Annotated in this window: 14 protein-coding genes and 1 pseudogene; 9 read left to right on the forward strand and 6 right to left on the reverse strand. The window is 61.8% G+C overall.

Annotated features, from left to right (window positions below):
* Positions 1-59 precede the first annotated feature (59 nt).
* Positions 60-1421, reverse strand: a complete 1362-nt coding sequence (locus QTL94_RS22565; protein ID WP_289803167.1) for a formimidoylglutamate deiminase — start codon at positions 1419-1421, stop codon at positions 60-62.
* 121 nt (positions 1422-1542) lie between these two features.
* Here QTL94_RS22565 and hutI point away from each other — a divergent pair, with 121 nt between their 5' ends.
* From hutI to hutU, 4 genes are read left to right on the forward strand one after another with little or no spacing between them, the layout of a single operon-like run.
* The gene (hutI, locus tag QTL94_RS22570; protein ID WP_113524104.1) at positions 1543-2805 is read left to right on the forward strand and encodes an imidazolonepropionase; all 1263 of its coding nucleotides are present in this window, start codon (positions 1543-1545) and stop codon (positions 2803-2805) included.
* Entirely contained in the window at positions 2802-4337 is a 1536-nt protein-coding gene (gene hutH, locus QTL94_RS22575; RefSeq protein ID WP_065691807.1) for a histidine ammonia-lyase, read from the forward strand. Before hutI ends, hutH begins: the two co-directional genes overlap by 4 nt.
* Position 4338: 1 nt before the next feature.
* Complete coding sequence (gene hutG, locus QTL94_RS22580) at positions 4339-5139, forward strand: N-formylglutamate deformylase (RefSeq protein WP_065691806.1); 801 nt, start codon at positions 4339-4341, stop codon at positions 5137-5139.
* Between the two features lie 25 nt (positions 5140-5164).
* Positions 5165-6853, forward strand: coding sequence for a urocanate hydratase (gene hutU, locus QTL94_RS22585; RefSeq protein ID WP_065691805.1), 1689 nt, complete (start codon positions 5165-5167; stop codon positions 6851-6853).
* 16 nt (positions 6854-6869) lie between these two features.
* Here hutU and QTL94_RS22590 read toward each other — a convergent pair whose 3' ends face one another.
* Entirely contained in the window at positions 6870-7253 is a 384-nt protein-coding gene (locus QTL94_RS22590) for a type II toxin-antitoxin system VapC family toxin (RefSeq protein WP_289803168.1), read from the reverse strand.
* Positions 7250-7494 (reverse strand): annotated as a pseudogene (locus QTL94_RS22595) (type II toxin-antitoxin system Phd/YefM family antitoxin). The gene QTL94_RS22590 and the pseudogene QTL94_RS22595 overlap by 4 nt, the downstream one beginning before the upstream one ends.
* Positions 7495-7565: 71 nt before the next feature.
* On the opposite strand from QTL94_RS22595, the gene QTL94_RS22600 reads away from it, so the two are divergent.
* The 5 genes from QTL94_RS22600 to QTL94_RS22620 all read left to right on the forward strand — a co-directional run bounded on the left by QTL94_RS22600 (position 7566) and on the right by QTL94_RS22620 (position 12452).
* On the forward strand, positions 7566-8147 hold the full coding sequence (locus tag QTL94_RS22600; RefSeq protein WP_289803169.1) for a HutD/Ves family protein: 582 nt from the start codon (positions 7566-7568) through the stop codon (positions 8145-8147).
* Between the two features lie 195 nt (positions 8148-8342).
* Positions 8343-9356 (forward strand): taurine ABC transporter substrate-binding protein, encoded by a 1014-nt coding sequence (gene tauA / locus QTL94_RS22605; protein ID WP_289803170.1) that lies wholly within the window; start codon positions 8343-8345, stop codon positions 9354-9356.
* Positions 9357-9421: 65 nt separating this feature from the next.
* Positions 9422-10213 (forward strand): taurine ABC transporter ATP-binding protein, encoded by a 792-nt coding sequence (locus tag QTL94_RS22610; protein ID WP_289803171.1) that lies wholly within the window; start codon positions 9422-9424, stop codon positions 10211-10213.
* On the forward strand, positions 10210-11064 hold the full coding sequence (locus tag QTL94_RS22615; RefSeq protein ID WP_065691799.1) for an ABC transporter permease subunit: 855 nt from the start codon (positions 10210-10212) through the stop codon (positions 11062-11064). The genes QTL94_RS22610 and QTL94_RS22615 overlap by 4 nt, the downstream gene beginning before the upstream one ends.
* A 32-nt stretch (positions 11065-11096) precedes the next feature.
* Positions 11097-12452 (forward strand): LLM class flavin-dependent oxidoreductase, encoded by a 1356-nt coding sequence (locus tag QTL94_RS22620; RefSeq protein WP_289803172.1) that lies wholly within the window; start codon positions 11097-11099, stop codon positions 12450-12452.
* On the opposite strand, the gene QTL94_RS22625 is transcribed toward QTL94_RS22620, so the two are convergent.
* The 3 genes from QTL94_RS22625 to QTL94_RS22635 all read right to left on the reverse strand — a co-directional run bounded on the left by QTL94_RS22625 (position 12453) and on the right by QTL94_RS22635 (position 15105).
* On the reverse strand, positions 12453-13106 hold the full coding sequence (locus QTL94_RS22625; RefSeq protein ID WP_065691797.1) for a methionine ABC transporter permease: 654 nt from the start codon (positions 13104-13106) through the stop codon (positions 12453-12455). It abuts the gene before it with no gap.
* The gene (locus tag QTL94_RS22630) at positions 13087-14172 is read right to left on the reverse strand and encodes a methionine ABC transporter ATP-binding protein (RefSeq protein WP_289803173.1); all 1086 of its coding nucleotides are present in this window, start codon (positions 14170-14172) and stop codon (positions 13087-13089) included. The genes QTL94_RS22625 and QTL94_RS22630 overlap by 20 nt, the downstream gene beginning before the upstream one ends.
* Positions 14173-14268: 96 nt before the next feature.
* Positions 14269-15105, reverse strand: coding sequence for a MetQ/NlpA family lipoprotein (locus QTL94_RS22635; protein ID WP_065691795.1), 837 nt, complete (start codon positions 15103-15105; stop codon positions 14269-14271).
* Positions 15106-15346: the final 241 nt, after the last annotated feature.

Below are 15346 nucleotides of genomic sequence, written 5' to 3' on the forward strand. Positions count from 1 at the left end.
CGTCACGCTCCGGTTCCACCTCCCGCTCTAGCGGCAATATGCGATCGAGGAAAGCCCCATCAGCCTGCGAGCAGCTCGCCCATGGCCTTGAGGAAGCGGCGATTGATCGCGTCGCGTTGGATGTGCTTGCCTCCTTCGACCTGCTTTCGGCCTCGGGCCCAGACACTGTCGACCGCCACCCCGCCGGCAAAGATCCAGTGATCGAGCAACTGGTCGCCGGAGAGATACGGCACGGCGGAGATGTTGAGGGACGCGATGTCGGCATGATTGCCGACGACCAGTCCGCCCGCGGCTTTCAGAGCCGCACCGCCGCCAATGATGGCATGGTCGAACAGGCTGCGGGCGGTCGAGCCGCCCGGTGTGGCGATGACGTTGCGTGCCCTAAGCGCAAGGCGCTCGGAATATTCGAGTTGGCGCAGTTCGTCCGGGAGCGAGATCAGCACGTTGGAATCGGAGCCGACGCCATAGCGGCCGCCTTCCTCGAGAAAGAGCGGCGCCGGGAACGTGCCGTCGCCGAGATTGGCCTCGGTGATCGGGCAAAGGCCGGCAATAGCGCCACTGCGCGCCATGCCACGCGTTTCCTCGTCGGTCATATGGGTCGCATGGATCAGGCACCAGCGGCCGTCGACCGGGGCGTTGGCGAGCAGCCACTCCACCGGGCGCGCGCCGGACCAAGCAATGCAGTCCTCGACTTCCTTGACCTGTTCAGCGACGTGGATGTGAATCGGGCCGTCACCTGCCATCGGGATGACCTTCGCCAGTTCATCCGGCGTTGCCGCCCGCAGACTATGTGGCGCAAGCCCGAGTTCGGCGCCATCGAGCCGGCCAGTGACGGCGCGGCAGCCCTCCATCAGCCTGGCGAAGCTGTCGAGTGAATTGATGAAGCGTCGCTGTCCGTCGATGGGGGCGGTCCCTCCGAAGCCCGAATGCGCATAGAAGACGGGCAGCAGCGTCAGGCTGATACCCGTTGCGCTGCTTGCCGCGCCGATGCGCTCGGCCAATTCCGCGATGTTGGCATAGGGCGTTCCGTCCTTGTCATGGTGGAGATAATGGAATTCGCCGACGCGCGAAAATCCGGCTTCCAGCATTTCCATGTAGAGCTGTCCTGCAACCGCCTCGACATGCTCGGGCGTCATCGACAGGGCGAACTTGTACATCACCGTGCGCCAGCTCCAGAAGCTGTCGTTGGCAGGTCCCCTCACCTCGGCAAGGCCCGCCATGGCGCGCTGGAAGGCGTGGCTGTGCAGGTTCCCCATCGCAGGGACAAGTGTGCTGTGGCGCTCGTCCGTGGCCTGTGCCGCCACGCCCGTTTCGATCGCTGCGATACGGCCGCCGTTGATCGTCAGGCGCACATCCTTGTGCCAGCCATGCGGCAGGAGTGCCGCGCCTGCGTGAAGTGTGGTCGCAATCGTTTGGGCCATGACGCTTTTTCTCCTCTTTGGCGCCGCGCATCTTTCTTTTCCATGGAGACGCACAAATTTTCACTTGTCACCTGTTTATTATGTATATACATGTTTCCACATAAGGAAAGGCGCAAAGCTGATGAATGGGAACAATTTTTCAAGCGATGAGGCATCCGGCGAGGTTCGCCCGCACCTGTGGCGCAACGCCCGTCTGGCGACGCTCGACCCTGAAAAGCAGGGCCTTGGCATCATTGAAAAGGGTGCCGTCGTTGTTGAGGGCGGTCGGATAAGCTTCGTCGGTCCGGAAAGCGATTTGCCTGTCCTGGCGATCGAGCGGGCCGAAATCACTGATCTCGAAGGCCGCTGGGTGACTCCTGGTCTGGTCGATTGCCACACCCACATCGTCTATGGCGGCAATCGCGCCCGTGAATTCGAGATGCGCCTTGAGGGCGCCACCTATGAAGAGGTTGCCCGGGCCGGCGGCGGCATCGTCTCCTCGGTCAAGGCGACGAACGCGCTTTCCGTGGATGGCCTTGTCGAGGCCGCCCTTCCCCGTCTCGATACGCTTTTGGCGGAAGGCCTGACGACAATCGAGGTCAAGTCGGGTTACGGCCTGAATGTCGAGGCTGAGTTGAAGATGCTGCGCGCTGCCCGCCAACTCGAGCGCGTCCGTCCGGTTCGTGTCGTCACGACCTATCTCGGGGCTCATGCGACGCCGGTCGAATACAAGGGGCGCAACGGCGACTATATAACCGACGTCGTGTTGCCCGGCCTTGAGAGGGCCCACGCCGAAGGCCTCGTCGATGCAGTTGATGGTTTCTGCGAAGGCATCGCCTTTTCAACGGCGGAGATTGCGCGTGTCTTCGACAAGGCTGAAGCGCTCGGCCTGCCTGTCAAGCTGCATGCAGAACAGCTCTCCAATCTCGGTGGTGCAAAACTGGCGGCATCCTACGATGCCCTGTCGGCCGACCACCTCGAATATCTCGACGCGGAAGGTGCTTCGGCCATGGCTGCCGCAGGCACGGTCGCTGTGCTGCTTCCCGGCGCCTTCTACGCCATCAACGAAAAGCAGAAGCCACCGGTCAAGGCCCTGCGCGAGGCCGGCACCCATATTGCCATCGCGACCGATTGCAATCCCGGCACATCGCCGCTGACCTCGCTGCTGCTGACCATGAACATGTCTGCAACGCTGTTCGGCCTGACCGTCGAGGAGTGCATCGCGGGCGCCACCCGCGAAGGCGCCCGAGCGCTTGGCCTGCTCGATGAAACAGGCACGCTTCAAGCGGGCAAGTCCGCGGATTTCGCCGTCTGGGATGTCGAGAGCCTCGCAGAGCTCGTCTACCGCATTGGCTTCAACCCACTTCATGCACACGTCTTCAAGGGCGAAAGGATCGACCGTTGACCATTACCCTTCATCCCGGCTCCGTATCGCTCAAGGATCTGGAAACGATCTACTGGACCGGCGAGCCAGCCAAGCTCGATGCATCGTTTGACGCAGGCATTGCCAAGGCTGCCGCGCGCATTGCCGAAATCGCCGCAGGCAACGCGCCCGTCTACGGCATCAATACCGGCTTCGGAAAGCTCGCCTCGATCAAGATCGACAGTGCCGACGTTGCCACCCTTCAGCGCAATCTCATCCTGTCGCACTGCTGTGGCGTCGGCGCGCCGCTGCCTGAGAATATCGTGCGACTGATCATGGCACTGAAGCTCGTTTCGCTCGGGCGCGGTGCCTCCGGCGTCCGGCTGGAGTTGGTGCGGCTGATCGAGGGCATGCTGGAAAAGGGCGTCATTCCCGTCATTCCGGAAAAGGGATCCGTCGGCGCCTCGGGTGACCTTGCGCCGTTGGCTCACATGGCTGCGGTCATGATGGGCGAGGCCGAAGCCTTCTTCGCGGGCGAGCGCCTTTCGGGCGCGGCAGCCCTTGCCAAGGCCGGCTTGAGCCCGGTCGTGCTCGCCGCCAAGGAAGGTCTTGCGCTGATCAATGGCACGCAGACCTCGACGGCGCTGGCGCTTGCCGGTCTTTTCCGTGCCCATCGGGCAGCGCAGGCAGCTCTTATCACCGGCGCGATGTCGACGGACGCTGCGATGGGCTCGTCCGCTCCGTTCCATCCTGATATCCATACCCTGCGCGGTCACAAGGGCCAGATCGACACCGCCGCTGCCCTGCGGGCGCTTCTCGACAACTCGATCATTCGCCAGAGCCATATCGAAGGCGACGAACGTGTGCAGGACCCTTATTGCATCCGTTGCCAGCCGCAAGTCGACGGCGCCTGCCTCGATCTGCTGCGTTCGGCCGCCCGCACGCTGGAAATCGAAGCCAATGCGGTTACCGACAACCCGCTGGTGCTCTCCGACAACTCGGTTGTCTCCGGTGGCAATTTCCATGCCGAGCCGGTGGCATTTGCCGCGGACCAGATCGCCATTGCGATCTGCGAGATCGGTGCCATTTCCCAGCGTCGTATCGCGCTGCTGGTCGATCCTGCCCTGTCCTACGGACTGCCGGCATTCCTTGCCAAGAAGCCGGGCCTCAACTCCGGCCTGATGATCGCCGAAGTCACCTCGGCGGCGCTGATGTCGGAAAACAAGCAGATGTCGCACCCGGCATCGGTCGATTCCACTCCGACCTCCGCCAACCAGGAAGACCACGTGTCGATGGCGTGCCATGGCGCCCGTCGTCTGTTGCAGATGACCGATAATCTGTTTGCGATCGTTGGCATCGAAGCGCTGACGGCCGCACAGGGCGTCGAGTTTCGCGCACCGCTCGCAACCAGCCCCGAACTGCAGCAGGCGATCGGTGCCATTCGCACCGTCGTGCCGACGCTGGAGGTCGACCGCTACATGGCCAACGACCTGAAGGCTGCGAGCGATCTGGTTGCTGCAGGCGGACTGAATGCCTCCGTCTCCGCAGGCATCCTGCCGGTTCTGGAGGCCTGACATGGTGGTGTTCGACGTCAAGCGGGGCAACTCGCCCGTCATCCTCGGCTTCCCGCACACCGGCACCGACGTGCCGGCAGCGATATGGGACCGGTTGAACGACAACGGGAAGATCCTTGCCGATACCGACTGGCACATCCATACGCTCTATGATGGGCTGCTGGACAATGTGACGACCGTGCGAGCCACCTTCCACCGCTACGTGATCGATGCCAACCGCGATCCGGAAGGCGTCAGCCTCTATCCCGGCCAGAACACCACGGGCCTCGTTCCAGAAACCGACTTCGACGGCAAGTCGATCTGGAAGGATGGCGAGGCGCCGAAGGAAGAGGACATCGCGGAACGCTTGCGCGAATTTCATGCGCCCTATCACGCAGCGCTTGCCGCCGAGATCGAACGCGTGAAGGCGATCCACGGGGTGGCGATCCTTTACGATTGCCATTCCATCCGTTCGCACATTCCGTTCCTATTCGAGGGCAAGCTGCCGGATTTCAATATCGGCACGGACCTCGGCAAGACCTGCGATGCCTCGATCGAGAAGGCCGCAATCACGGTTGCTTCGTCCGCTGAGGGCTACGACAGCATCCTCAACGGACGGTTCAAGGGTGGCTGGACGACGCGCCACTACGGCCAGCCGCAAACAGGCGTTCACGCCATCCAGATGGAACTGGCGCAATCGACGCATCTGCAGACAGAGGCGCCACCCTTTGCCTACGATCCCGCAAGAGCCGAACGCCTTCGCCTTCACCTCAAAGACATTCTGGTGCGCATCGCGGAGATCGCACCCGGCCTGAAACGATAAGCACAACCGAACAGGGGGAACCCGCATGACCTCGAATCCACGCCACAACATTCGCGAAATCCGCGCGCCGCGCGGCAACGAGCTCAACGCTAAGAGCTGGATGACAGAAGCGCCTTTGCGCATGCTGATGAACAACCTCGACCCTGATGTTGCGGAAAACCCGCACGAGCTGGTGGTCTATGGCGGCATCGGCCGCGCCGCCCGCACCTGGGCCGATTTCGACCAGATCGTCGCGACGCTGAAGACGCTGACCGAAGAAGAAACGCTGCTGGTCCAATCCGGCAAGCCGGTCGGCGTGTTCCGCACCCATAAGGATGCGCCGCGCGTCCTGATCGCCAACTCCAACCTCGTTCCCCATTGGGCGACCTGGGACCATTTTAACGAGCTGGATAAGAAGGGCCTTGCGATGTACGGCCAGATGACGGCCGGCTCGTGGATCTATATCGGCACGCAGGGCATCGTTCAGGGTACCTATGAAACCTTCGTCGAGGCCGGTCGCCAGCACTACAATGGTAACCTCAAGGGCAAGTGGATCCTGACCGGCGGCCTCGGTGGCATGGGCGGCGCGCAGCCTCTCGCAGCCGTCATGGCCGGCGCCTGCTGCCTCGCCGTCGAAAGCGACGAGACCCGCATCGATTTCCGCCTGCGCACCCGCTATGTCGACGAGAAGGCGAAGACACTGGACGAGGCGCTTGCCCTGATCGACAAGTGGACCAAGGCCGGTGAAGCCAAGTCCGTCGGCCTGCTCGGCAACGCAGCTGAAATCTTCCCGGAGCTCGTCCGCCGCATGAAGGCCGGCGGTCCGCGCCCCGATATCGTCACCGACCAGACGTCGGCCCACGATCCGCTCAACGGTTATCTGCCGATCGGCTGGACCGTCGCCGAACACCGGGCCAAGCGCGAAAGCGATCCGAAGGCCGTCGAGGCCGCCGCTCGTGCCTCGATGAAGCAACATGTCGAAGCCATGGTCGCCTTCTGGGATGCCGGCGTACCCACGCTCGACTACGGCAACAACATCCGCCAGGTGGCCAAGGAGGAAGGCTTCGAGAATGCCTTCGCGTTCCCGGGCTTCGTGCCAGCCTACATCCGGCCGCTCTTCTGCCGCGGCATCGGTCCGTTCCGCTGGGCGGCACTTTCCGGTGATCCGGAGGATATCTACAAGACCGACGCCAAGGTGAAGGAGCTGCTGCCCGACAACAAGCACCTGCACAACTGGCTCGACATGGCTCGCGAGCGCATCGCCTTCCAGGGTCTGCCGGCGCGCATTTGCTGGGTTGGTCTCGGTGACCGTCACCGCCTGGCGCTTGCCTTCAACGAAATGGTGAAGAACGGCGAGCTCTCGGCACCTGTGGTCATCGGCCGCGACCATCTCGACTCCGGTTCGGTCGCCTCGCCCAATCGCGAGACCGAAGCGATGAAGGACGGTTCGGATGCCGTTTCCGACTGGCCGCTACTCAATGCGCTGCTCAACACCGCATCGGGCGCCACCTGGGTTTCGCTGCATCACGGCGGCGGCGTCGGCATGGGCTTCAGCCAGCACTCCGGCGTCGTCATCTGCGCCGATGGCTCCGACGATGCCGCCAAGCGTCTCGAGCGGGTGCTGTGGAACGACCCGGCCACCGGCGTCATGCGTCATGCCGACGCCGGCTATGACATTGCGCTGGATTGCGCCAAGGAAAAGGGCCTGCGCCTGCCGGGTATCCTCGGCAACTAAGATGTTGTACCGGGCCTCAGAACGTCATGAGGCCCGGATACTGCAAGACAGCCTGGTCGACGGTCACCAGCGGCACGCCTTCGATGATAGCCTGCGCAATGAGGATCCTGTCGAAGGGATCCTCGTGGATCTGCGGAAGGCCGGCGATCGCAATGGCATGCTCGCTGTTGATCGGTAGCTCGGTATAACCGTTCGCGAGCAGGCGGTATCTGAGGACATAGGGATCGGCGCGAAAGTCCGAGCGTGCCTGCGCGTGTTTGATTGCCGTTTCCCATATACTGGCAGGACTGAAGAGGAGTTCGTTCTGTTCGTCTTCAATCAGGCTTCTGATGGGAGTGGTAAACCGAGCGATATCGCCGGCGGCCCAGATCAGGATGTGAGTATCGAGAAGAAATCTCATTCCGGAAGCAGGTCGCCGCCATAGAACATCTCTTCGATCTCGTCGGCCATCATGGTGTCGAAGTCATCCGGAACGGAGATCTCGCCCTTCATGAAGCCGATCCGGCGCTTCTTCGGCATATCCGCCTCGTCGATCGGTACGACTTTCACCATCGGCTTGCCGGCTTTCGCGATGATAAAGGACTCACCTTTCGCGGCCGCGACAGATGCGTCTTCGCTTCATGTATGTTCACGGTCTGCATGACGGCCTCGGTATGGACTTAGTCCACTAAACTTAGTTCACTTGGCCTTGTTTTATAATGTTGGAGACACAATGCCTCACGCCCGCGTCCTGAAAGCCAGTTCCTACCGCCGGATGCCATGGAAGAACGGCGGTGGCGAGACCGTCGAGATCGCCGTGTCGCCTCCGGAGGCAGCGCTTTCGGATTTCGACTGGCGCGTCAGCATGGCGACGGTTGCGACCGATGGGCCGTTTTCTATATTCGCCGGGATCGATCGGACACTGTCAATCCTTGAAGGAGACGGCATGGCGCTTGCGATTGAAGGCGCCGAGCCGCTGGTGTTGACGACGGCGAGCGAGCCCCTCCCCTTCCCCGCTGACGTTGCTGTGTCAGCCACCCTTCCCGGCGGCCCGATCACGGACCTGAACGTCATGACGCGTCGTACGCGTTTGCGCCATCGAGTCGAACGCACAAAGGTCGATGGTTACTCCAGTGTTGAGACGGCCGGAACCTGGCTTGTCCTGTGCCAGCAAGGCGCGCTGTCGTTGCAATGGGCGGGCGAGTCCGTTGTTCTCGACGCCGGCGACGCGTTTCTTGTGGAAGGCGCTGCCAATACCGTCCTGCCGCTCACGGGCCAGGCGCTCTGCTACCTTGTCTCCATAGATGCGGCCTGACCGGTGACAATGCGAGGCATATTGGTCGTCTAGGTCGCAACCGCCGGCGTAGAAATGAGGTAGAAAACAATATTGTCTCTGTAGTCTATAAAATAGATAGTTTTATCTGTGTGCGGGCTGACCGCCGCCGTAGTGTTTCCCCGTTGAAATAGTTCAAAGCGCTGACGCTGAAGCTCAGTCGCAAGGGGGCGAAACATGAATATCAAGAGTCTATTTGCAGCGCTTACGCTCGGGGTCGCCAGCCTGGCGGTTCCTTTTGTTGCCGAGGCGGCCGACAAGAAGGTCGTGGTTGCCTATCAAACCGACGCTCTGCCGTCGTCCGTGGCCATTGCCAACGGCGAATTCGCCAAGGCGACCGGCTACGACATCGACTTCCGCAAGTTCAATTCCGGCGCGGAAATCTTCGCTGCGATCGCCTCGGGTGACGTTCAGGTCGGTTACGTCGGCTCGAGCCCGTTTGCGGCCGCCACATCCCGTGGCCTTGCCGTCAAGGCGTTCTATCTCTCGTCGATCTCGGGCATCGACGAAGCGCTGGTCGTTCGCAACGGATCCGGCATTGAAAAGCTCACTGACCTGAAGGGCAAGAAGCTTGCTGCGGCCCCTGTCTCTACCGACCACTATCAGCTGCTTGCGTTGATCAAGTCGCTCGGTCTGACCGAGAAGGACGTCCAGGTCTTCGCAATTCCGCAGCCGGAAATCGTCGCGAGCTACAATCGCGGTGACATCGACGGCGGTTTCGTCTGGGATCCGGCGCTGACCGAGCTGAAGAAGAACGGAAAGGTGCTGGTCACTTCGAAGGACGTTGCCGACAAGGGCGCGCCGACATTCTCGGCCTGGGTCGCTGCATCGAAGTTCGCTGACGACAATCCGGCCTTCCTCAAGAGCTTTGCCGGCGTCATCAACAAGTACTATGCGTCTTTCGCGGACGACAAGAAGGCCTGGCAGGCTGACAGCGAAAACGCCAAGCTCCTCGCCAAGGCGCTCGGCGGTACGCCTGATCAGCAGGCCGCCGCATTGAAGAACCTCACCTTGTTGACCCCGGAGGTCCAGGCATCCGACGCGTGGCTCGGCGGCGGTGAGAAGTCAGGCGCTGCGAAGATACTCAAGGACACGGCCGCGTTCCTGAAGGATCAGGGCAAGGTGACCGAAGTGTTGCCGAGCTACGCAGCCTTCGTCACGCCTGACGCCCTTACCAACGCAAGCAACTAACAGGAAACCTTCGGGCACGCTGGCGCGATATCGCGCCGGCGTCCCTGTTTGTGAAGAGACAGCCCATGCTCAAAGTCGATCACGCAAGCGTCTATTTCAGGGCGAGAGACGGCCGGACCGTCCACGCCCTCGATCGTGTTTCGCTCGATATTCCCGACAACAGCTTCGTGGTCGCGCTCGGCGCGTCCGGTTGCGGCAAGTCGACGCTCCTGAATGCGATCGCCGGCTTCCTGCCACTCTCCGAGGGAGCGATCACGCTCGATGGACGGCCAGTCGCGGGTCCTGGTGCAGATCGCGGCGTGGTATTCCAGAAGGACACGCTGCTTCCCTGGAAATCGGTGATCGACAATGTTGCCCTCGGGCTGAAATTCGCGAGCGTACCCCGGGCGATCCGACAGGCGCGCGCCGAAGAGCTTCTTCATCTGGTCGGTCTGAAGGATTTCGCCAGGTCCTTCCCCTATGAGCTGTCGGGTGGCATGCGCCAGCGGGTCGGCATTGCCCGTGCGCTGGCGACGGAACCCGACGTGCTGTTGATGGACGAGCCCTTCGGTGCGCTCGACAGCCTGACGCGCGAGCAGATGCAAGAACTCCTGGTGTCGGTCTGGAGCAAGACAGGCAAGCGCATCTTCTTCATTACCCATTCCATCGAGGAGGCGCTGTTTCTCGGCACGCAGGTCGTGGTGATGTCTCCGCGTCCAGGACGGATCGTGGCACGCTTCGATCTCGATTTCGTTCGCCGCTTCGCCGAAACGGGTGACGCAAGTTCGATCAAGACATCGCCCGAGTTCGGCGCGCTGCGGGAAGAGATCCGCAACATATTGCATGGGTCAAATGAGTTGAGGAGCGCTGCCGAATGAGCGAGTTGGCACAGACCGGACATGTTATCGTCGGCGCACCGACCGACCACCCGAACCCGGTAAAGATGAAGGGCTTTGGCGTCGGCGAGCGGCCAACTGTCCTGATCAGCATCGCAACCGCCGTCGTATTGCTTGCTGCCTGGTGGCTGGTGGCGAGACTGGCGCTTGTTCCGCATCTGTTTTTGCCGACGCCGCAAGAGGTCTGGACGCAGATTGGAGCGGTCTATCGCGACGGCTATGCCGGTGCCTCCCTGTTCGAGCATGTTTCGGCAAGCCTGTTCAGGATCGTGACGGCTGCCGCTATTGCCACCGCGGTCGGCATTCCCGTCGGCCTCCTGATGGGGCTCAATCGTTGGGTCAAGGGCATCCTCGATACGCCGATCGAGTTCTATTGGCCGTTGCCGCCGCTTGCCTACCTGCCGCTGATGATCATCTGGCTCGGGATCGGCGAGACGTCGAAGGTGACGTTGCTGGTTCTCGCAATGTTCGCGCCCATCTGCCTCTCCGCGCAGGCCGGGGTACGTTCGCTCCCGATCGAGCGCGTCAACGCCGCCCGCTCGCTCGGTGCAAGGCCCTGGCAACTGCTCGTCAGCATCGTACTACCGTCCGCCCTGCCTGAAATCCTGACCGGTCTCAGGATTGCACTTGGTGTCGGGTGGGGGACCCTTGTCGCTGCCGAGCTCATCGCCTCCACACGCGGCATCGGTTACATGATCATGTCGGCGTCGCAGTTTCTGGCAACCGACGTGGTGTTCGTCGGCATCGGCATCATCGCAGCCTGCGCATTTGCGTTCAGCGCCGCCGTTCGGATACTGGAAACCGTGCTCGTTCCGTGGAAAGGAAAGAGCTAGCGGGGAGTTTTTTCCCGCAAGGGGAGCCTCCGATGAAGCAGATGCAGATCTACGCCTTCGACATGAACTGCGTCGGGCACATCAATCACGGCATGTGGACGCATCCGCGCGATGCGTCAATTCACTATACCGACCTCGAATACTGGGCGGATTTTGCCCGGACCGCCGAACGCGGCAAGCTGGACGGGATCTTCCTTGCCGATATCGTGGGCGTCTATGACGTCTACAAGGGCAGCGCGGGCCCTGTCATAGAGACCGGAGCGCAGATCCCGGTCAACGATCCGCTGATGCCGATCTCGGCGATGGCCTATGTCACCAAGCATCTGGGCTTCGGCGTCACGGTCAATACGACCTACGAGCCGCCTTTCCTGCTGGCACGTCGCATGTCGACGCTTGATCATCTGACCAAGGGGCGGATCGGCTGGAACATCGTCACGGGCTACCTCGATAGCGCGGCCCGTAGCATGGGTTTCGACAAGCTGCCCGAACACGACGCTCGCTATGACGCCGCCGAAGACTATCTGGAAATCCTCTACAAACTCTGGGAGGGCAGTTGGGACGACGGGGCCGTAGTGCGTGACAAGGCGCGCGGCGTGTTCGCCGACGCCTCGAAGGTGCGCGCCGTCGGCCATCAGGGCAAGTACTACAAGATGGAAGGCATTCATCTGGCGGAGCCGTCGCCGCAGCGCACGCCCCTGTTGTTCCAGGCCGGCGCTTCGGCGCGCGGGCAGGACTTTGCGGCCCGTCATGCCGAGTGTATTTTCCTCGCCACGCCGACACCGCAGGCAGCGAAGCCGACAGTCGATGCGCTGCGTCGCAAGGCCGTACAGATGGGGCGCGGAGCGGATGCGCTGCGGGTGCTCAGTCTGCTTACCGTCGTCGTTGGGCGCACGGAAAAGGAAGCACAAGACAAGCTTGAGGATTATCGCCGCCATGCCAGCGTCGAGGCCTCGCTTGCCCACTACTCGTCATCGATCGGTATCGATCTCTCGAGATACGGCCTGGATGATCCGATCCAGCAAGCCTCCACCAACGCCAATCAGTCGGCGCTGTCGGCTATCACCAAGGAGGCGCCGAAGCCTGTCACCCTTCGCCAGATCATCGACCAGATGGTGCTCGGCAGCCGCATGAAGCCGATCGTCGGCTCCGCCGAGCAGGTCTCTGATCGTCTGGCATTGTGGATGTCAGAGGGGAACATCGACGGCTTCAATCTGGCGCGCACGGTCGCGCCAGAAAGCCTGCGCGATTTCGTCGATCTCGTCGTTCCCGTCCTGCAGGAACGCGGGCTGTTCAAGGAGGATTATGCCGAGGGACCGCTACGCCAGAAACTGTTCGGCGGCAACGGCAGGCTGCCTTCATCGCACCCTGCCGCGCAGTTCCGCCGCTGATTATTTGTGGTCCAGCCTGTGGACCAACCGGTCGCCGAGCCACTGCATGCCACAGACGAGCACGATGAGGACTGCGACGACGGCAACCATGATGGCCGTTTCGAAGCGCTGGTAGCCGTAGCGGATCGCAAGGTCGCCGAGCCCCCCAGCGCCGATCGCGCCAGCCATGGCCGATGCACCGATCAGGGTTACCAGCGTCACGGTAAAGCCGGCAACGATGCCGGGCAGCGCCTCGGGCACCAGCACTTCCCGAACGATCGTCCAACGATTGCCGCCCATGGCGCGCACCGCATCGATCAGACCGCGATCGACTTCGCGCAGCGACACTTCCGCAATGCGGGCGTAATAGGGGGTCGCGGCAATAGCCAGCGGGACGATCGCAGCCCAGGTGCCGAGCGCGGTGCCGACGATCAGGCGCGTCAGCGGGATCAACGCCACGAGCAGGATGATGAACGGGACGGCCCGGAAACCGTTGACGATGGCGCCGAGGATGCTGTTGATCCAGAGATTTTCGGCAATGCCCCCCTTGTTGGTCAGCACCAGCGCCAGTCCGAGCGGCAGGCCGAAAACCAGTGAGATCAGGCCCGAAGCACCGGTCATCAGGATCGTCTCCCAGAGGGAGCGAAGCAGAAGATTAAACATGATCGGTGTCATAACCAAGCACCTCCACCCGCGCCGAGCGGGCTTTCAGAAATTGCACGACCTTGTCCTCGAGCGCTGGATCGCGCGTCGGGACGGCCACGAAGAACCGCGCCACGGGCTGGTTCTGGATGTGATCGATACCGCCGTGAACCAGGCGGCTGGAGTGCGGCAGGGCCGCGGAGAGATCGGCAAACAAAGCGCCCTGCGCCTCCGGTCCGGCCAGATCGATGCTGAGGATCGCTTCGGTTCCAGTGTCGGGAGACAGACGAGCCGCGATATGCTCCGGTAGCTGCGGGCGGCTGCCGGCAAGCAGGCTCTTCGTGATGGGCGCCTTCGGATCGGCAAACACCGACCACACCTGGCCCTCCTCGACGATGCGCCCGGCATCGATCACCGCCACGCGATCGGCGATGTTGCGTACGACTTCCATCTCATGGGTGATGAGAAGGATGGTCAGCCCAAGCTTACGATTGATGTCCTTGAGTAGCGCGAGGATCGAGCGTGTCGTCTCGGGATCGAGAGCGGACGTTGCCTCGTCGGAAAGAAGCAGGGCCGGTCGCGCTGACAGGGCGCGCGCAATGCCGACGCGCTGCTTCTGCCCGCCCGAAAGGGAGGAAGGATAGGCTTTGGCCTTGTCTGCGAGCCCAACAAGCTCCAGCAGTTCGTGCGCGCGCTTCAGCCGTTCGGCCTTGCCGATGCCGGCGATCTTCAGCGGCAATGCGACATTGTCTTCGACGGTCTTTGCCGACAGAAGGTTGAAGTGCTGGAAAATCATCCCGACACGACGGCGCAGCGGCTGCAGCTCCTTTTCATCGAGACCGGTGATACTGCGGCCCTCGATCTCGATCTCGCCGCTATCGGGCCGTTCAAGACCGTTCAGGCAGCGGATCAGCGTGGATTTCCCGGCGCCGCTGCGACCGATGATGCCAACAATCTCTCCCTTTCGCACCGTAAGCGAGATGCCATCGAGCGCGGCGGTCTTGCCAAAATGCCGTTGCACATTGACGAGCCGAACCACCTCCTCTGGCGCGCTCTGCGGTGGCGCCTCGATCGTGGAGGCGGAGACAAACGAATTCATGGTCCTTCCCTTCGGAAATGCCCAAGGCGGCCCAGGCAAGGAACGCCCGGACCGCCTTGTTCAACGCGCCTAACCCCTCGGCGCGAAATGTTATGATCAGTAGGCGCTGACGCCCGTACCCTTATACACCTTGTCGAACTCGGCTTTAACCGTGTCGTTCTGGTAGGCCGAAACAAGCGTCTTGACCCAGGCTTCCTTCTCGCTGCCCTGCTTGACTGCGATGAAGTTGCGGTAGGGGTTGTCGGCGATCGGCTCCTGGGCGATGCGGTCGGAAGCGGAAAGGCCGCTCTTCAGGGCCCAGTCGGTGTTGACCACAGCGCCGTCGAGGTCGTCGATGGCTCGGCCAACGACGCCGGCGTCGAGTTCCTTGATTTCCACATTCTTCGGGTTCTCGACGATATCGGTCACGGTCGCCAGGATGCCTGTGCCGTCCTTGAGCTTGATGATGCCCTCGTTCTGCAGGACGCGCAGGGCACGGCCTTCGTTCGACGGGTCATTCGGAACGCCGATGGAAGCACCTTCCGGGATTTCGGAAACGGACTTGTACTTCTTCGTGTAGAGGCCGATCGGCCAAACGCCGGTAAAGCCGACATTGACGATATGATAGCCGTGCTGGGCGATCTGGTTGTCGAGGTAGGGCTGATGCTGGAACGCGTTGGCGTCAATTTCGCCGCGCTCAAGCGCTTCGTTCGGCTGTGTATAGTCGTTGAAGACGACAGCTTCGATCTTCAGCCCATTCTTTGCCGCCTGCTCGGCGACGACGCGCCAGACGTCTTCGTCTTCGCCGCTCATGATGCCGACCTTGATCGACTTGTCTTCGGCAAACGAGGCGGCAGGCGCTGCAAACGTGGCCAGCGCGGCTGCCGAGGCGGCGATGGCAACAAGGCTCGCGCGGCGCGTCAGGCTAAGGTTGGAGGACGTCTTCTTGTTCATTGTGGTGTTTCCCGTCTTGTATTGGTGAGGCGAGCCTCGAACGGCGTGATAATTTCAAAAAGGAGCCGGAGAAACCAAGTATGCCGATCTCTATTGCACCGCAGCGTGGAAATACTCTTCCGACGAGTGCGTATATTCACGGCATAAAATTCTAGTTTTTTTGTAGAATATTGCCGTTGCGGGTCCTAGCGCACCGTCTTAGATTATAACCGTTTCCGCCCGAAGCATAATATGCGCATGG

This window comes from Rhizobium sp. S96 (assembly GCF_030382195.1).
Classification (GTDB): domain Bacteria; phylum Pseudomonadota; class Alphaproteobacteria; order Rhizobiales; family Rhizobiaceae; genus Rhizobium.